This is a genomic window from Photobacterium sp. (assembly GCF_057456235.1).
This window is the reverse complement of the sequence record NZ_JBVCPH010000001.1, coordinates 107,461-126,698: the sequence shown is the minus strand read 5'-3', so window position 1 is coordinate 126,698 and position 19,238 is coordinate 107,461. Positions and strand designations below refer to the sequence as shown.

At 46.3% G+C, this 19,238-nt stretch carries 13 protein-coding genes; 6 read left to right on the top strand and 7 right to left on the bottom strand.

What is annotated here, in order from left to right:
* Nucleotides 1-30: 30 nt before the first annotated feature.
* Together oleC and oleD are read left to right on the top strand one after the other, a co-directional pair.
* Entirely contained in the window at nucleotides 31-1,797 is a 1,767-nt protein-coding gene (gene oleC / locus AC2204_RS00510; RefSeq protein ID WP_318923331.1) for an olefin beta-lactone synthetase, read from the top strand.
* Nucleotides 1,787-2,929 carry a 2-alkyl-3-oxoalkanoate reductase gene (gene oleD / locus AC2204_RS00505; RefSeq protein ID WP_318923330.1) on the top strand — a complete coding sequence of 381 codons (1,143 nt, stop codon included), beginning with the start codon at nucleotides 1,787-1,789 and terminating at the stop codon, nucleotides 2,927-2,929. The genes oleC and oleD overlap by 11 nt, the downstream gene beginning before the upstream one ends.
* Nucleotides 2,930-3,036: 107 nt before the next feature.
* On the opposite strand, the gene purC is transcribed toward oleD, so the two are convergent.
* The 7 genes from purC to AC2204_RS00470 form a co-directional block, all read right to left on the bottom strand.
* On the bottom strand, nucleotides 3,037-4,140 hold the full coding sequence (purC, locus tag AC2204_RS00500; RefSeq protein WP_318923329.1) for a phosphoribosylaminoimidazolesuccinocarboxamide synthase: 1,104 nt from the start codon (nucleotides 4,138-4,140) through the stop codon (nucleotides 3,037-3,039).
* A gap of 259 nt (nucleotides 4,141-4,399) precedes the next feature.
* Nucleotides 4,400-5,548: a flavohemoglobin expression-modulating QEGLA motif protein gene (locus AC2204_RS00495; RefSeq protein ID WP_318923328.1), complete on the bottom strand. Its 1,149-nt coding sequence runs from the start codon at nucleotides 5,546-5,548 to the stop codon at nucleotides 4,400-4,402.
* Between the two features lie 96 nt (nucleotides 5,549-5,644).
* Nucleotides 5,645-6,259, bottom strand: coding sequence for a trimeric intracellular cation channel family protein (locus tag AC2204_RS00490; RefSeq protein ID WP_318923326.1), 615 nt, complete (start codon nucleotides 6,257-6,259; stop codon nucleotides 5,645-5,647).
* A gap of 230 nt (nucleotides 6,260-6,489) precedes the next feature.
* Complete coding sequence (gene torA / locus AC2204_RS00485; protein WP_318923324.1) at nucleotides 6,490-8,952, bottom strand: trimethylamine-N-oxide reductase TorA; 2,463 nt, start codon at nucleotides 8,950-8,952, stop codon at nucleotides 6,490-6,492.
* Between the two features lie 23 nt (nucleotides 8,953-8,975).
* Entirely contained in the window at nucleotides 8,976-10,160 is a 1,185-nt protein-coding gene (gene torC, locus AC2204_RS00480) for a pentaheme c-type cytochrome TorC (protein WP_318923322.1), read from the bottom strand.
* Nucleotides 10,161-10,209: 49 nt separating this feature from the next.
* Nucleotides 10,210-10,383 carry a trimethylamine N-oxide reductase system protein TorE gene (gene torE / locus AC2204_RS00475; protein ID WP_318923320.1) on the bottom strand — a complete coding sequence of 58 codons (174 nt, stop codon included), beginning with the start codon at nucleotides 10,381-10,383 and terminating at the stop codon, nucleotides 10,210-10,212.
* A gap of 371 nt (nucleotides 10,384-10,754) precedes the next feature.
* Nucleotides 10,755-12,623: a methyl-accepting chemotaxis protein gene (locus tag AC2204_RS00470; RefSeq protein WP_318923318.1), complete on the bottom strand. Its 1,869-nt coding sequence runs from the start codon at nucleotides 12,621-12,623 to the stop codon at nucleotides 10,755-10,757.
* 501 nt (nucleotides 12,624-13,124) lie between these two features.
* Here AC2204_RS00470 and cobU point away from each other — a divergent pair.
* The 4 genes from cobU (at nucleotide 13,125) to AC2204_RS00450 (ending at nucleotide 19,134) form a co-directional block, all read left to right on the top strand.
* Nucleotides 13,125-13,682, top strand: coding sequence for a bifunctional adenosylcobinamide kinase/adenosylcobinamide-phosphate guanylyltransferase (gene cobU, locus AC2204_RS00465; protein WP_318923317.1), 558 nt, complete (start codon nucleotides 13,125-13,127; stop codon nucleotides 13,680-13,682).
* Nucleotides 13,683-13,810: 128 nt separating this feature from the next.
* Nucleotides 13,811-14,428 (top strand): histidine phosphatase family protein, encoded by a 618-nt coding sequence (locus tag AC2204_RS00460; protein WP_318923315.1) that lies wholly within the window; start codon nucleotides 13,811-13,813, stop codon nucleotides 14,426-14,428.
* Between the two features lie 232 nt (nucleotides 14,429-14,660).
* Nucleotides 14,661-16,550, top strand: a complete 1,890-nt coding sequence (locus AC2204_RS00455) for a methyl-accepting chemotaxis protein (protein WP_318923313.1) — start codon at nucleotides 14,661-14,663, stop codon at nucleotides 16,548-16,550.
* A 259-nt stretch (nucleotides 16,551-16,809) separates the two neighbouring features.
* A complete protein-coding gene (locus AC2204_RS00450) occupies nucleotides 16,810-19,134 on the top strand; it encodes an ATP-dependent helicase (protein WP_318923311.1) in 2,325 nt (774 codons plus the stop codon).
* The last annotated feature ends 104 nt before the right edge of the window (nucleotides 19,135-19,238 follow it).

The window sequence follows — 19,238 nt, the reverse complement described above, 5'->3', positions numbered from 1 at the left end:
GCCCCTTTTGATTCAAGTGAGGCACCCGATTTGGAACTAACCGACTCAAACCAAGCAAATATCTGTCGCCACTTAAGGCAAGCAGCGGTTGAAACACCCTCAGCACTGGCTGTGGCGGTACAGAAACGATCATTGGCAGGAAAACTGCGTTATGAAGAGCTGAGCTTTGGTCAGCTTGATGCTGACAGTAACTGTATTGCCCAGGCTTTAAATGACTACGGCATCAAACGTGGTATGAAGGCGGTGTTGATGGTAACGCCGAGCCTCGATTTCTTTGCCCTGACGTTTGCATTATTCAAAGCAGGTATCATTCCTATTCTGGTTGACCCTGGAATGGGGGTTAAGAACCTTAAACAATGTTTTGATGAGGCCATGCCTGATGCGTTTATTGGTATTCCGAAAGCGCATATTGCGCGTTGTCTGTTTGGTTGGGGTAAACCGGATGTACGTCGTTTACTGACGGTTGGCGGCAGTGACATTTTTGCTAACATATTCGGCGGAACAACGCTAAAAGCGCTGCTTAAACGTAATCGGGTGATCAAGCCCCGTAGTCAGATGGATCAAGCAACCGATTATGATATTGCCTTGCTCCAAAATGATGAAATAGCGGCTATTTTGTTTACCAGCGGTAGTACCGGTACGCCAAAAGGCGTGGTTTATACCCATGCAATGTTTGAAGCACAAATCAGGGTGCTGAAAAACGATTACGGTATTTCTCCCGGCGAGCGAGATCTTGCCACATTCCCGTTATTTTCCCTCTTTGGCCCGGCATTAGGCATGGCCTCTATTGTTCCTGATATGGATGCGAGCAAGCCTATCACGGCTAATTCGGAGAGCCTTTTTGCGGCTATTGAGCAGTATCACTGCACCAATATGTTCGTCAATCCAGCGTTGATTGAGCGATTAGGACAAGCGGGTGCAAGTCGAGCTACCCCCCATCGCTTACCAAGTATTAAACGTGTTATTTCTGCGGGCGCACCCGCTACCATTTCGTCTATTTCACGTTTTAGTAAAATGTTGAGTGATGGCATCGAGGTACTTAATTCTTACGGTGCGACGGAATCATTGCCACTTACCATGATCGGTAGTGAGGCGTTAATGACAACCACTGACGTGACCGATAGCGGCGGCGGGATTTGTGTCGGGTTGCCCGTTCAGGGCGTGGATATTGCGATCATCGCGATCACCGACGATCCGATTGCTGATTGGGATGACAGTCTGAGGTTGCCAGTCAATCAAATCGGCGAAATTGTGGTTAAAGGCCCGATGGTGAGCGGACATTACTATCACCGTGACGCTGCCACTGAGCAGGCCAAGATCGTAGATGGTACGGTGGTCCGTCATCGTATGGGTGACTTAGGTTATCTGGATGAGGAAGGGAAACTCTGGATGTGTGGCCGTAAGGCGCATCGCGTTGAAGCAAATCGTGCCAATTCTGAGTATGACCAACAGCCTTATTTCTCTATTCCGTGTGAGCGTATATTCAATACTCATCCTCGTGTGAAACGTACCGCGCTGGTCGGTGTTGAACGAAATAGTGCAAGGGTTCCTTTGTTGTGTGTCGAGTTAAAGAAAGGGGTAAAGATAGACGATATTGCCGCTTTCTTTGAGGAGTTGAAAGTCATTGGAGCAAAATATGAACAGACACGCGGCATTGCTGATTTCTTAATTCATCCCGCTTTCCCTGTTGATATCCGCCACAACGCAAAGATTTTCAGAGAAAAACTGGCAGTTTGGGCACAAAGAATGCTGTCTGAAAAAGAACCGAACAAGGAGTCACCTGCTGGTGTTAAATGATAAAACAGATGATCAGCCAACACCGGATGAGATGAAAGTTCTGACGGCCTTGGCCTCTTCGGCTAGACACGCTTTTGTTACCGGTGCTGGCGGGTTTCTTGGCAAAGCCATTTGCCGGTATTTGCGGAAAGCAGGTATTGCGGTAACGGGATTTGCCCGCGGTGATTATCCCGAACTTGAGCAAATGGGTATCACCATGGTCAAGGGCGATATTAGCAATAAAACGATGTTGATGAAGGCGATGCAAGGCTGCGATCTGGTTTTTCATGTGGCTTCAAAGGCGGGAGTCTGGGGCTCAAAAGAGGATTATTACTCCCCCAATGTCGATGGTGCACGTAATATTCTCGATGCCTGTCAGGCACTGCGTATCAATAAACTCGTCTATACCAGCACCCCAAGCGTGACGTTTGCGGGTTTTGATGAAGCGGGAATTGATGAATCCGCCCCTTATGCCGATAATTATCTGAATTATTACGCTGAATCGAAAGCGATTGCCGAGCAGATGGTGTTAGTCGCGAATGGCCGTCTTCTTGAAAATGCAAATTGTCTTGATGTTATAGATAGCCTTGAAGGCAGTGCTTGCCTTAAAGGAACAGAGCGACAGTTAAAGACCGTGGCATTGCGTCCCCATCTAATCTGGGGGCCGGAAGACCCCCATTTAGTCCCAAGGGTGATTGACCGCGCTCGCGCTGGCAGGCTCAAGCTGGTGGGGCGTGAAGATAAGCTGGTTGATACTATTTATGTCGATAATGCCGCCTACGCGCATATTCTGGCAGCGCTAAGGCTGAGTGATCCCCAAGCGGTGTGCGCGGGGAAAGCGTATTTTCTCAGTAATGATGAGCCGATCACCATGGCAGCCATGCTCAACAAAATCCTCTCCTGTGCCGATTTACCGCCTGTTCGCAAGCGAATACCAGCATCACTTGCCTATGGGGTAGGTGCCTTACTGGAATGGATTTATGGCTGGTCAGGTAAAAAGCAGGAACCTGTGATGACCCGTTTTGTTGCCCGCCAGCTTTCGACCTGCCACTATTTCGATATCAGTGCCGCGAAAAGGGATTTGGGCTACGTGCCTGTTGTCAGTATTGAGCAAGGAATGAAGCGGCTTAAAGCATCCCTGAACAGTTGTTAAACGGCTTATTTGTGATTGCCATAATACAAAAAAACCTGCTCGATGAGCAGGTTTTTTAGTTTGTGGAGCTGCTGAGTCTAATTAACTAAATCCTAGTCAATTAAACCCTAATCAACCAAACCATAGTCTTGGCGAAGAATCGCCACGATTTCCGCTTTAGGGTTTTCACTCAAGGTAATCTTATTGCCAGTGATTTTTTCCGCAATGCCGGTGTAGATTTTAGATACCTGCATCAGCACTTCCTGAGGCAGCGCATTGTCACGGGCAAGCGCTGCACGCTCTTCCATACGATCTTTATTGAGAAGAATATCGGGATCAGGGAAGTGGTTAAGCAGCAGTTGACGGAAATCCTCTTTGGAGTTCTCAATGATTTTACCGTCACGGTAAGCGGCTGCGTCCCAGATACGCGATGAATCAGGGGTACCGACTTCATCCATATAGATCAGCTTTTCCTTGCCGCTTGCATCTGTCACGTAACCAAATTCAAATTTTGTATCAACGAAGATCTGGCCCAGTTTTTCCAGCTCATTGCTGATGACGTTGAAGCCTTCTTTAAGCAGGGTTTCATAATAATCGATATCAGCAGGGTTGCGGAAGTTGAAAGCCGCAAAATTTTCTTCGATATTCTTACGGGTGATATTCACATCATCAACGGCCGGAACACCGGGTATGCCTTCTAGAATGCCCTTAGTCGACGGTGTGATTAATAGCTCTGGCAGCTTCTGATCTTTACTCAAGCCTTCTGGTACTTCAATACCACAGAAATCACGTTCGCCTTTTTCATACGCACGCCACATTGAGCCCGTGATGTACTGACGACAGATAGCTTCAATCATGACCGGCTTTGCTTTCTGAACAATCCAGATAAACGGGTGGGGAATGTCTAAAATATGACTGTCAGCTAACCCATTTTCGCGGAACAACTTAAACCAGTGATTGGATATAGCGTTTAATGCCGCGCCTTTACCGGGAACGCCCTTCAGACCGCCCTCGCCATGCCAGATGCAGTCAAAGGCTGAAATACGGTCACTGATCACCATGATGGCCAGCGGCGCATCGGGTGCCACATCGTAGCCTTTTTCTTCAATCAGGCGGCGGCTGTCGGCGTCAGTCAGCCAGTAGACCGAACGCACTTTACCGCTGTGAACAGGTTTGTCGGTACGGATCGGCAGATCATCATTTACAGCAAGGACTTGATCAGCAAGGCTCATGGTGAAATTCCTATTTTCAAAAATCAATACGATGGTAAAGCATGCGATTAACGGCTAACAACCGACAGAGCGGTTAGCCGACTTCTGAGGCAAATGATACCAGAACTAGCCACCGCTGCCAGTAAAAAAGCAAACGTTTGCTTTTTTGTTTCGATCAGAGTGGAAAAGCATTGTTACTATTTGTAAAAAGATGACTAATACTCCTCGGATCGTCGAGGAGAAATTGGACGCTCTCGACGTTTATATATTATTCAGCCTATTACCGAAGTGCTTGGGTAACAAACTGATATATTGGATTTGTCACCTGTGGATCAGTGATCGCAGGGCTTATCAGTTTAGGTGCGAGCAATATATCTTGTTCAATAAGGCGTTTGATTTGAGGGATATATTTCAGTTCGGTCTTACCGCACAGCAGATAGTTAAAGTCGCTCCCCATTTCGTTGTATGCATTGAGGATTTCACTGAAGCCTTTTAGGTATAAGTAGTCTTTCGTGAAGCCACCGCCCCGATAAACCCTTGCAGTGATCGTAAATGCTGTTAAGTCATCGGTATTATAATGCTCTTTAAGGAGTAGGAAGGTGGACCGAAAATCTCGCTCTTTAATCATTGATTCTACTGCGACGACGCGTAGTGCCAATGTTCTCAGGCGCTTGATACTAAAGTGACCGGAAAGGTATTCACATAAGATAGCTAAACCTTCTTGGGTGGTGGTGTTCACGGGACAGCCTAAATTCAAGAGCTTGAGGGGTTGAGATCTTGCGTTTAATGTTGTGAGCAGATGTACACCCAGCTCATGATGGGCAAGCGCATTGAGCTCTTGACGTGATAGCTTGGCTGCGCTGTTTATTTTGACGTTGTTGCCTACCACGAGCGCATTTGCGATCATGTTATCACTGATAATCAGATTGTATTCATAGCCGTGTTGCTCTGCAAAATCACGCATGAACGCTTCAATTTTTTTTGCATCGTAGCTGGCAGCGTCTTCTTCTTCATTCGGCAAGTGCAACAAAAAATTAGCGTTCTTAATATCCTTAATGCTCGGTTCACCATAGTATCGGAGTGAATTATACAAGAAGTCATTTTCACCTATCGAGCTGAGCTGATCGAGCTTATCAGCGTAGGACTGAATGATGTCAGTATAGAGAAGTTTAAGGTCGTCATTGAGGATCCTTTCGACTGGCAATTCATACAACGCACGCTTGGCTTGATGAGCATCAAACGGGTTACTTTGATAGCAAAAATTAGGTTCAATAGAGTAGTGGTGAGCAAAAAAACGTTCGCGCTCTTGTTTATAATTGCTTGGGGTAACACTGTTTAGAATATCGAGGTCTTGTACCAAATTACAAAGTTGGTCATCGATTTCAGTTAACACTCGATGTGGTTGCTTGCCGGAAATAATCTCGTCCATTATTACTCTCCATCCTTTGGTTGCATATCGGCCGTTTGTATCAGTTGGTTACTGTTTGCACTTTGTTTTTCATATAAAAATAACGATGAAAGGCGGTTATTTTAAAACTAAAAAATCTGGAAATCTGACATGCTTTACCACCACATATAGCCGCATAATGACAATGAGTGTCATACAAAAAATGGATGCGATATAATCAATAAACCCTATATTGTGCATCACAATATACAAGCTACTGCCCAAAATAACGGGAGTCGCATAGAGTTCGGTGTTGTTAAACATGTTCACGCGATGGGCGAGAATATCTCTGATCACGCCACCAAAAACGGCGGTGACCATTCCCATAAAGATGGCAACATAAGCGGCATAGCCTGTTGAATGCAATTTAGCGGTTACCAGAACAGAAAACAGCGAGACACCGATGGTGTCGAATAAAATCACCATCTTTTCTATTTTTGACTTTCGTATCTCGGTTATGAGAAAAAAGCCGGCACAGCTGCTTCCCAGTGCAACCCAGAAATAGGTAGGATCACGAATCCAAAAGACTTGATCGGCATTAATGATAATGTCACGAAGCGTTCCGCCACCGAGGGCCGTTACCCAGCCTAGCAGCAATACGCTGAGAATATCTTTCCCCCTGTTTGATTCAACCATTACGCCACTGAGTGCAAAAGCAACAATGCATACCATTTCAAGGATATAAGCCAACACATTCAGACTCTCTCTTATTTGTTATAACATCAATTTACGCCTCAATATCAGAATCATCAACCATTGATGGATAGTTGAACTGCTGACTATTGTTAAAAATACGAACGTGAAAAGAGGGACATATGGGTGGGTGCAGGCATGAGCGCGGGCAAAGAATAACGATAGTAAAAAAGCCGCCTGTATTAAAGAACAGGCGGCTTTTTCGTTAGCTACATAATATCAGGTTTGCCTTAATTAACTTCTAGTGGGCCACCGAATGCAGTCACCGGGGGAACTACGCCAGTATATTTCTCAAAATTAACCAGACAGGTATTTGCACTGGTTGCCTGCGCAAGCTCTGATGAAGGGATATCCTGAGTCAGGGTATTCGGATCGCCATACGTACAGATGGCACCGACTTTTTCGTTCAGCGGACCATACCAGGCTCCTTCCTCAATTCGAACCACCCCCGGCGCGTAGCTGTCGGTAAGAACAGCGCCAGCCAGCAGTTGGCCACGGTCATTAAATACGCGCACCAGATCACCGTCTTTAATGCCTTTAGCGGCTGCATCTTTCGGGTTGATGTAAATTGGCTCACGGCCTTTAACGGCGTAGGTTGCACGGTATTGTTCCGATTCACACATCTGTGAGTGCAAGCGCTTGTCCGGGTGGCAAGACTGCATCCAGAACGGGTGTTTCTCCGATCCGGGACCACCGTGAGAACGTTCGCTCTTTTCGAACCACATTGGGTGGCCCTGACACTCTTGGTAACCAAAGCGGTCGATCTTACGGCTGAAGATTTCGATAAAGCCTGATGGGGTACCTAGTGCATTGATTTCCGGATCTTCGCGGAAGTCAGCATGGCGAACCCATGGTTTACCTTCGCCAAAGTCGAGTACCCCTTTTTCCCAGAACTCATCGAATTCAGGCATCTCAAATTTGCCTTTGTTCGCATCGCGGCAGTCGGAGTACAGTGAGCGTACCCATTCCATCTCGTCCATACCACGGGTGTATTCCTTGTGGCGACCGAAACGGCGGGACAGTTCGGTGAAGATATCAAAGTCAGTTTTTGACTGATACAGAGGATCAACCAGCTTTTGCATCGCAAGCAAGCCGCGGCCGCTGTATGAGCCGTAAACGTCGATATCATTGCGCTCGAACTGGGTACAAGCCGGCAGAACAATATCAGAGAAACGGCATGTTGCGGTCCAGGCGAAATCAACCGTTACCACCGTCTGCAGCTTCTGGAAAGCCTGCTTCATGCGGTTACGGTCCTGATGGTGGTGCCAAGGGTTGTTACCGCTGATCACCATCATTTTGTAATCGGGCAGTTTTACTTTTGAGCCGTTGTATTTGATCTCTTTGCCGGGCTCAAGCAAACAGTCGATCCAACGCGCGACCGGGATAGTGCGGCTGTAGCCGTTGAAATCGTTGTTGTCCCACTTTGGCTTCTGGCCCTGATCCACGTTACGCGGGAAGCCGCCGGGTGCGGCAAAGCCTGTCGACGGAACGCCGATTGAACTGTAGTGGTGACCATAAGAGACACCGCCGCCAGGCAGACCAATCTGGCCAACCATTGCCGCGATAACGGCACCCATCCAATATGGCTGTTCACCATGCTGCTGACGTTGAATAGACCAACCAAACAGGATCTGAGTGCGATCAGACACCAGCATACGGGCAAAGTCGCGAATTTCATCAGCGGTTACGCCACAGATCTCGGCTGCCCATTCAGGGGTTTTCTCGATCTTATCTTTACTCTCACCCGTCAGGTAAGGGACAAAATCATCAAAACCTAAGCAGTAAGTTTGAACAAACTTTTTATCATAAAGATCTTCAGTGTATAGCGTATGCGCAACGGCCAGCATGAATGCGACGTCAGTCTGCGGGTTAATGAACATGTGATCGTTACCTAAGTAACGTTGCGTTTTGTTCTTAACCGGGTCAACCGACAGTACATTGATTTCGCCTTTCGCCACTTTGTCTTTCAGTTGCTCCAGGTATGCAAATGACTCGTGGGTTTCACAGTTCCAGCCGACCTGCAGGTTCTTAACCGGATCGGTTGCCCAAAGCACAATGTTCTTACTGTGGTCGAGAATTTCAGACCATGAGGTACCCTGGGCATAGACTTCCGTTGAGCCTAAAACATACGGCAGTACAGTCTGGCCGGCACCGGTAGAGTAATCACCGACTTTAGTGATGTAGTTACCGTGCATACCCACAGCGCGCTGCATGTGACTGGTACAACTGTGGAACTGACCGGTCTGGCGCCAGCCGGTTTGACCTGCGTGAAGTGCCCAAGGACCGTAATCTTTCTGAACGCGCTCAAGCTCACGGTAGAACAGGTCTAATGCCTCATCCCAGGTAACGCGGATGAAACGGTTATTACCGCGGGTTTCACCGCTGTACTTGTGCTTCTTCAGCCAGTCAAGGCGCACCATCGGGTAACGAACGCGCGACGGGCTGTAAATGATCCCCTTAATGCCATCCAGCATTTCGGTCGGGTATTTATCCATTTCCAGCGGTTTGATTTCCTGCACCTTGCCCGCATAGATGTGGGCACGGAACGCACCCCAGTGTGAACCTGATACTTTCCAGGTTCCGGTTGTTTCTGCGGCAATTGCTTTTGACGAAGCTAACAGGCTCGGGCCAATGACAGATACGGCGCTGGTTGTTGCAATGCCTTTAAGAAAACTTCTTCTGCTAACAGACATACTCTTATTACTCCATCAATCGCTTAGTGTTTAGCTTCAGAAAAATCTGATGAGTGTTTTTGCAGGTACTTCAATACCAGGGCTTTGCTGTCGGTGTCGAAGTTCACAAAGGCCATCATGCCGTTGAACATTCCTGGCCAGGTGTTAGCATCGAAGTGATCTTCTGCTGGCTGGGTGTGACACACTGAACAGTTGGTCTGATAAGACTGCTTTGCTTGTTCCCAGACAGGTTGAACATCAGCAAGCAGCGCTTCTTTCTTCATCCACAACTTGGTATTAATGCGCTGCCAAGGAAGACCGGTCAGTTCGTCTTCTTTGATTTCAAATTTCTCGATCAGGGCATCGTTTTGTGCTGTTTCTTTGAGTAAAGATCCAACCGGGATGTTCATACCGAAGTCTTCCTGGATCACACGACCAAAGCCTTTTACTTTGCGCCAGCCTGCGACTTCTACCAAAATAGCATCACCGGATTGATCAACAACTTTGACACTTGACGCCGGGTTCAGCAAACCAGCCTCCGTTGCCATGGCTTTGTCTTCATACAGAGGAAGATGACGAACGCTGACGTAGTCCCTGCCTTCTTCGTACTTGGTATTTGCTGCAAGCTGTTCAAGCTGGTCGATCATGCCGCCGGTGCTGTCCATATTATGAGGAAGGTTATGGGCGATACCCTTATGGCAATCCAGACAGCTTTGGTCACGTTCAGCCGCTTGTTTCATCTGGATACGGGCAGTTGGTCTCATCTTCTCGAAATCCATGCTGTCATAGTTATGACAGTTTTTGCATTCAAGAGATTTGTTGGCAGAAAAGCGATCCCATTCGTGCTGAGCAAGCGTAATTCGTTTTTCTTCAAACTTTTCACGAGTGTCGATGACACCAAATACTTGGGCGAAAACTTCTTTACTTGCTTGCATTTTACGGGCGATTTTTGCTGTCCAGTCATGGGGTACGTGACAGTCAGGACAAGTCGCGCGCACACCGGAATTATTTTTCCAGTGAACCGTTTCTTGCAGTTCCTGATAGACATTGTTTTCCATGCTATGGCAGCTAATACAAAACTCTTCGGTATTTGTTGCTTCTAGCGCGGTATTAAATCCTCCCCAGAAGATAACACCGGCGATGAAGCCGCCTAAGGTCAGTACACCCAGGCTAATATGCAGACTAGGGCGAGAGACTGACGCCCAGACTTTGGTTAAAAATGATTTCATGATCTGTTCTCTTTAAAATAATTTCAGTAAATCCAGCATGTTTTTTTGATTAACCATGACCAGGAGGACCTAAGAGAAAGATCTGCATCATCCAGACAATAAAACCGTACCCGCCTACAGCCATTATGCTGAGAATAGGGAAGAGGAAAATGGTTATGAAAAGGAAGGATTGCCACTCCCTTGAGCGCTTTTCCCCGCTTTCTTGATTCGTAACACTACTCATAATACCACCTGCTATTTTTATTTATAAATAGAATCTTTAAGTCGCTTTATATTTAACAAATCTATCTGTAACGAGATCATAGAGTAGTCATTCAGTGGTATTCAATTAGTACTTAAGTATTAAATTTAATATTTGTTAACTTTTTGACCCCATACAAAAATATAAATGAGTTAATACTTGGTGTTAATATTTATTGCAATTATAAGTAAAATAAAGAGTGAATATGAATAAATGTATAAGTGGTGACTTGTTAGGGTTTGGTTAATTTCGATCTGATTTTGTAGCGTTTTCGTGTGCAGGAAATATCTGCTATTTGAATAATAAAAAAGGCCGATACTCGGCCTTTTTTATTCGCTAGTCGATAAGTTTAATTAGACGATAAACTTATTCATGATGCTATCTTGTTCCCGTACAGTATTAATCTGAATGTCCATCGCGGCGTTGGCACCATCTGCCGCGTCAGCTACTTGCACCGAAAGATCTTTAATCTTAAGGGTATTACTGTTTATCTCTTCGGCAACAAGGCTTTGCTCTTCAGCGGCAGAGGCGATTTGCATATTCATATCGCTGATCTGCTGAATCGCAGTTCGGATACGCTCCAATGCTTCGTCAGCCTCTTGTGCTTTGATCACAGTACTACTTGCTGTTTCTTTACTTTGTCCCATCACCGCCACGGCAGAACTTGCCCCCGATTGCAGTTGCTCAATCATCTGGCGAATTTCTGTGGTCGACTGCTGAGTACGCTGAGCCAGGGTACGAACTTCATCAGCAACCACAGCGAAGCCACGGCCAGAATCACCCGCACGTGCAGCTTCAATGGCCGCATTCAGTGCCAGCAGGTTGGTTTGATCGGCAATCTCGTTAATTACTTTTAAGATGGTTTCAATATTCCCGGTGGCATGTTCGAGCTGTTTAACCACCTCGACGGCCTGGTCGATTTGAATCGACAGGTCAGAAATCGCTGTTGAGGTGTGCGAAACAATATTGCTGCCATCAATGACGGCGTTATCTGCTTCTTGTGCGGCAGCCGCTGCGCCCTGGGCATTGCCTGCCACATCAGAAGATGTCGAGGCCATCTCATTCATCGCTGTCGCCAATTGTTCTAACTCTTCCAATTGGGTTGCCATCGCTTTGGCGGAATGCTTGGCACCTGCCGCCGTTTGCTCGGTACCCTCCATGATATCCTGGCTGAGACCTTTGGTTTGGATGATCAGATTCTGGAGTTTTTCAGTAAAGGCATTAAACCCTCGCGCTAATTCAGCAAACTCTTCATCAGTATTGGTATCAAGACGTTGGGTCAGGTCGCCCTGACCGGAGGCAACATTCTGGATAGCGGCATTAAGCACTTGAAGCGGGCGCATTAACACTTTAATCAGTAGTAACAGTGCAATGATGCCCAGTACCAGCGCAACTAATGAATAAATTATGGAATTAGTTTTTAACTCATCAACGGCGGCATAAGCGATGCTCTTATCAAGTACAACACCGATAAACCAGCGCTGCCCCTCAATTTTGGCAAACGATACATCAACCTGGTTGCCGTCTAGCTCTGTGGTTTGGATAGAATTTGATATGGAGATCCCGCTTAAGAATGCAGACATTGGCTGGCCATTCATTTTGGTATCTGGGTGCGCAATAACAGTGCCATTTTCTGAAACTAAAAAGAGGTAACCGGCATCAAACAGCGACACCTTGTTCACTGTTTTAGCCATACCCGCCAGGCTGACATCAAAAAAAATGGCACCTTTGAATTGACTTGCTTCCATGACTGGCGTCGCGATGGAGACTAAAATTTCGTTAGTCACAGAGTCTGCATAGGGAGCCGTAATAATAAGATCCCGGGCATTTTTGGTATCTTTATACCAAGGCCGGCTTCTTGGATCCCATGATGTTCCCGGGTTCCAATTAGGATCATTACTGATGTAAGAGCCATCATTTTCAAAACCAACCCCGGTCAATAAAAAAGTGTTTTTGATCGTGGGTTGGCTGATTATCGATTCGATATTATTCAGTGACAGATCCTCTTCGATCATGCTGGCGGCATAGCGGACAAGTGCTTTTCGGCTGTTTAACTCCGCGTTAACGGTATTACCAATTCCGGACACAATTTCATCCACACTTTTCGTCACAAGTGTTTCAATTTCTCCTTTGATATTAAAATATTGGTTTGCAGACAGCAGCGAAAGTGCAACTAGTAGTATAGCTGAAGAAGTCGCGACAACTTTGTGGTTGAACTTCATAGGATCCTTCCCTCAACGAGAGCTAAAAATTATTTTTTATGTGTTACTGATCATTTTATCGGCAAAGAGAATAGATTCTAAAGAGAAGTGTTGAAAATATGTGTGATGAGGATGGATATTTTGTATAACTGCTTGTTGTGAAATAGTTTGTTAGGCTGAGAAATATTCATGTTAGTCGGTTGCGCATCATGGTGGGTATGCATGGTGTTGAAAAGAACACTCAACTTGATTTTCAGATCCCTTCATAAAAATAATTAACCATGTAATATGCAAGGCAGCTGGTTTTAAAGTTATCTTTAAGTGTATGGATATTAATATAAAAATATTTTTATATTAGTTTTGATTTTAATTACACTTCAATATCAGCCGTTTTTCATCTCAATACTTGGCGCACAAACTTAATGATATAGTGGCGTGTATGGTTATGAATTGGAACAACTTCCTTAACGATACTTACTGAAAATCACCCAACAATAATAACTTGGTCGGAAGGTATATGAGATGAACACGCGAATGGGGCACGTTGAATTTATTCTAGGCGGAGCACGTTCTGGCAAAAGCAGCTACGCGGAACGCAGAGCCAAAGAGTCGGGGCTGACAGTTAAATATATTGCGACCGCCACCGTGGATGATGATGAAATGGCGCAGCGTGTCATCCATCATCAGCAACAACGACCGGCACATTGGCCGGTTATTGAAGAGCCGCTGGCACTGGCTGAAGCAATACGTTGCCACAGTATTCCCGGCAGCTGTCTGCTGGTTGATTGCTTGACGTTATGGCTCACCAACTGTTTGTTTGGTGAGCACGATCTCGTCTGGTCTGATGCAAAAGCACAACTGTTAGAAGCACTAGATCAGGCTCAGGGGCAAGTCATCTTAGTGTCAAACGAGGTCGGGCAGGGCATTGTCCCGATGGGGGAAATGTCGCGTCGCTTTGTTGACGAAGCCGGATGGTTGCATCAGGCAATTGCAAAGCAGGCTGATCGGGTGGTTTTCGTAATGGCGGGCTTGCCGCAAATACTGAAAGGCGTCGCCAGTGAGTTGGATTTACGTCATTAGTTGTAATACGGCGGCATAGTTACCCGAACGGTTGCGGGCACTACTCACGATCTCTGGTGAAACCGCCGTAATGTCATTAACACAAAACTGATATCATTCGCTGATCTTAACCGTTTAAAGGCGTAGTTATGACGACCACAACAATCGAGTTATTACGGCATGGCCAGCCAACAGACAGTGACTGCATGCGAGGAAGAACCGATGTTCCTCTGAGCCCGGTAGGGTGGGAGCAGATGCAACAGGCTTTGGATCGCCAGCCAGAGAGTACGTCGGGTATTGATTGTATTATTACCTCACCGCTTGTTCGTTGCGCAGCCTTTGCCAAGCGATTCGGGCAACAGGCAGGAAGGCCGGTAAACGTTATCGAACAGTGGCAAGAAATTGATTTTGGTGACTGGGACGGCATTCCCTACGCGCAGCTGTGGCAGCAAGAGAAAGAACGCTTAAGTCAGTATTGGGCTGATCCCTGGTCGCATACACCGCCCAACGGTGAGGCGCTGGTTGCGTTCGATAGCCGGATTCGAAATGCTTTCCAGCAGCTGCTTCGTGATCACGCGGGGAAACATCTGCTAGTGGTCACCCATGCAGGAGTCATAAGACAACTTATTCAGCAACTGCTCAAGCTACCGAAGGATGATACCCATTTAAGCCGTATCGAGCTTCCTTACGCATCGAGGATCAAGATAACCGTTTATGTTGATGAAGATCAGCATCAGTGGCCGCGTTTACATCTGGCCGTTTTTTGATCGCCTAACTGTTATATCAATGTTCATTTGCGATTTGAGAGGCTCTGGCCTCTCTGGTACTGGCTCCTTTCTCTACCTATATTTTCCAAATCCGGCACTATATTACTGAACAAGGTTCAACTTGTTGCACTTCAATTATTGTATTTATAGCATTTTATGGATACTTTCTAGCTATAACATATAAAAATCATACACTTAAATATAAAAGTGGTTGCACATCAAGGTGGTATCGATGAGTCTCACATTAAAAGCAAAACTGGTGTTAGCCAGTGTGGTCGCTATTACCGTGACCGCAGCGTCTTTTGGCATTGTTTCATATTCTGAAATGAAGCAGGAAGCGTGGCGTGCTATTGAAAGTGAAAGTACGAATACAGCGCAGGCCCATGCGATGGGAATTGGTGACTGGATACTAGGGAAAAGACATGCGATAGAGGGCCTTAAAGAAGCAATTGAAAATGATCAGTCACTCGATATTGTTTCGCACCTTAAACAAACCTATAAGTCAGGTGGATTTGGTTTAAGTTATTATGGTAACGCAAAGGGAGAAATGTTCCGTCAGGATCCGTCGCTCAATACTGCGGGATATGATCCGAGAACCCGAGGTTGGTATAAACAAGCATTCGCAGCAGACAACTTTATTACCACCAAGCCCTATGTGAGCCATACGATGAACGCGCTGGTGGTGACTATGGCGGATCCTGTACGTAATAATGGTAAGGTGATCGGGGTTGCCGCATCTAACTTAGCATTAGATAAGCTTACCCAGGACGTCATTTCAATGCCTGTTTTGGGTGAAGGTTATGCCATGTTACTCGATAACAGCGGGATCATTGTTGCGCACCCAAACAAAGACTTAGTCTTAAAAGATACCGCGGAAATAGGCCAGGGTTTTGCACTGGAGAATTTACGCCGGGAAATGAGTTCCGACAGCTTCTTTAAAACAACAATTGACGGTCAGGAAATGGCCGTGAAGATCGAACGTGTTCCTAACACAACATGGCTTCTTGCGTTTGTTATGGATATCGACGTGCTTGAAGCGCCTTTGAGAAATATGGTCTTACAGCAGATGCTGTTTGGTCTGATGATTCTTCTTGCGATGGGGAGCGGTACAGCGTGGTTTGTGAACCGCCAGCTGGCTGAATTAGCCAAAGTCAGTGATGCGCTTTCTGATATCGCCCATGGTGAAGGTGATCTGACCGTGAGTATCAGCACCCGCAGTGATGACGAGGTCGGAAAACTGGCTTCTAATTTCAATGTTTTTGTTGCGCGTTTACATCAGATGGTCACACGATTAAGTGAAATAACGGTACAGTTGAACGATCAGGCAAAAGTAACCTCTCAAGCGGCAGCTGCGCGACATCAGAATATCCGCCTGCAGCAGGACGAAATCACGATGGTTGCAACGGCTGTTACTGAAATGGCTAGTGCAACTCAGGAAATTGCCGGAAACGCTGAAAACACCGCAAAAACCAGCACTCAGGCGGTGACGCTGAGCAGCGACGGTTACGATCAGGTAAACAAGAGTCAGAGCTCTATTGGAGAGCTGGAAAAAGAAGTTACCAATGCGGTGGGAATTATCGAAGAATTGAACGGCCACGCGCAGCAAATCAGTACGATTTTGGCGACTATTCGCTCGATTGCTGAACAAACGAATTTACTGGCGCTTAATGCCGCTATTGAAGCTGCTCGAGCCGGCGAGCAGGGACGGGGATTTGCGGTGGTAGCGGATGAGGTACGCGTGCTGTCACAACGTACGCACTCGTCAACAGAAGAAATTCAGCAAATGATTGAGACGCTACAATCGACAACCCAACGTGCGGTATTAGTAATGTCAGATAGCCATCAACTTGCTGCAACCAGTGTGGATGATGTGGACGAAGCGGGATCGAGCTTAGAGCGAATTTCGCATGCGATCAGTGAAATCAGTGATATGGCCACCCAAATCGCTTCAGCAGCAGAAGAGCAGTCTTCGGTGACATCTGAAATTAGTCGCAATACTGAAGGCGTAAAAAATGTTGCCGATAATTTAGCCGAAGAGTCTTTGGAAGCCGCTAAGCAGGCAGAAGAGCTCAACCTGCTGGCTTCAGAGCTTGGGCAAGAGGTCGGCCGATTTAAGCTCTAAACCTGAAAAACATAAACCAGAAGAAAAAGCCCGGCCTCAGTTTGCCGGGCTTAATATATCCAAATTACTGCGTAAGAAATTTCATTGAAGCCAGCTTCACTGCCTTGGCTTTAATCGATTTTGATTCAATAATTATTTAATTTTCCATTGTCATTCGAATTAGAGGTGTCAGTTGAGGTTGTTGCCTTTTTAGGGAATATAACGCTCAACTATGGCAGAATCCTCTTTATTCGATAGGATTTGAGATTTGGTTATACCCATGACACGTTTTACCCCTGAACAACAAGCATTTATTCATCATCAAACCGGAAATGCTTTATGTGTGGCGGGAGCCGGAACGGGGAAAACGACCACGCTGGTAGGTCTTATCAAGCATAAACTGGCCAGCATACCTGCGAGTGCAATGCTGGTTATGATGTTTAACCGGGACATTCGCACCGATTTTCAACATAAGCTGCAAACTTCCGGGGTAAGCGACGCCGTACCGGTCCATACCTTCCACAGTTTTTGTCTAAAGCTGCTTAATCAGACCGGATACTTAAGAGAAACGGGCTACCAGCTCGATTTTCAGGAGGGTGATCGGGATAAAGCATTGGCCAAATCCGTGCTTCGAACGCTGGCGGGGCACGAGAAAGGGTATCAACGCCAGCAGCTGATCAAAGATCCTAAGTCAATCGAACTGCTGATGAGTTTTATTGGCCTAGTTAAAGCGCATATGATGGCGCCGAAAGACGTATTCGAATTATCCGATATCAACCGTGAGTACCGATTTATTATTGATGCGTATTGGCAGTTTGAGACGTTACGCAAAGAACACAAATTACTTTTCTTTGATGACTGGCTTGTCGAATCAGTCAATGTGCTCAAAAATTCAGAGGCACTACGAAACGACTACCATCAACAATTCCAATTGATTGTGGTTGATGAATTTCAAGATATTAATACAGCGCAGTATCAATTATTAAAGCAGCTGCTAGGGCCGCAAGCTCAGCTGATTGCCGTTGGTGACGTCGACCAGTGTATTTACAAGTGGCGTGGAAGTGCACCGCAATTCATGCTCAATTTCGAAACGGATTTTTCGCCGGCGAGTACTTACTCACTGTCGAGAACATTCCGCTTTGGTCATAGCCTTGCGCTGTCGGCAAGCCATCTTATTGCCAATAACAAACAGCGATTTCATGATTTTTTGACCGTTTCGCACGATAACGTTGCCGATACGCAAGTTGAAGTGGCGGGAAGTGCGCGTCAGGTCGGGGAAATCATTGAATCTGTTCAGGCATATATTACCAGCGGTGGTGATGCCTCCGAGGTTGCGATTCTGGTCAGACGCTGGTCTCAGACCCTACTGTTTGAACTGGCTTTCTTAAGTAAGCAGATTGCTTATCAGATGCCGGTTCCCTCGGTGCTGGCCAATAGCCGTGAAGTGAAATTACTGATCGATCTGATGTCTGTTGCAACCGGTCGCTATGATGAGTGGAGCCATCAGCAGAAATCAACGCTGCTGTTTAACCTGCTATGCTTTCCGCACTGTTATGTGCCGAATAAGCAACTGCGTCCGATCTGTGACGAGCTGGCCGTTATACCAGCAGCGAAGTGGGATACGTTTGCTAAGAACCTTGAGACTGCGGATCGTGACGGTAAGTTTGATAATTTGCTCGACAGGCTTGATCTCATTGTGCGATTAGCGCGAAAAGGGGCGTTCAAAGCCTTAGATGTTTATCGTCAGTATCGAAGAGAAAGCCAGCTTGACAATTGGATCTGGAAAACAGAATCGACAGCCTCAGAAATTGAGGAAGCAATTGAGCGATTAGACAGTATTGAGACGGTGCTGGATTCGATGGATCAAAACTGTGAAAAAGCCTTGCAGTATTTTGAATATTATTCGCAACAATCAGCCTCAATGAACAAAAATCCACAAGGTATTCAGCTTACAACCATTTTCCGTGCCAAAGGCTGTGAATACAATCAGGTTTATCTGCCCTATTGGGATAAAGATGCTTTCCCTTACGTGAATAAGTCGGCGGTCAGTATATCTGCTGATACGGAAGAAGAACGAAGGTTGGCTTACGTCGGGCTTACCCGGGCTAAGAACATCGCAAAAATCTATTACAGTATGACCAATATCGGTGCAAAAAGCAGTACTGGCAATAAGGCACAGCAAATGAAAAATGCGAGTTCTTTTGTACCGGAAGCCAAAGTTGATATCGCCAGTGAACTGGGCCCTCAGTTATACCAGACGGGCAAATTGCCACACCATAAATCCCCCATTGTTTGCGAATACTATAAGCGTCTGGGACGGTCAGATGACGTTCTAGTGCCTGAGCCGCAAAAAGAAGCCTTACCACAAAGTGGATCTGTACAGCTTAGTGAAGGTAACAATTACAGCTATCTGTGGGCGTTAGAACAACCGGTGCCAAATAATGCTGAAAAAGTAATTCGGGCATTGGTAAAAACCAAAACGGCAAAGTATCTCGATTCAGAAATTGCGCGCGTTCTGCGTGAATTAAAATCAGCACAGGCAACCAAGAAAAGCGTGCTGGTGAATCGCCTTATTGTTGTTGCGAGAGCCAGGGCAAGGCGGTGATTATTCCCTGTTCTGGCATCGCGATAATTCGTATAGAGAAGCAATGGAAGCGTTACATCAGCAGCGCCTGCGAAAGAACAGTCAAAAGCGGTTTTGATTTACTT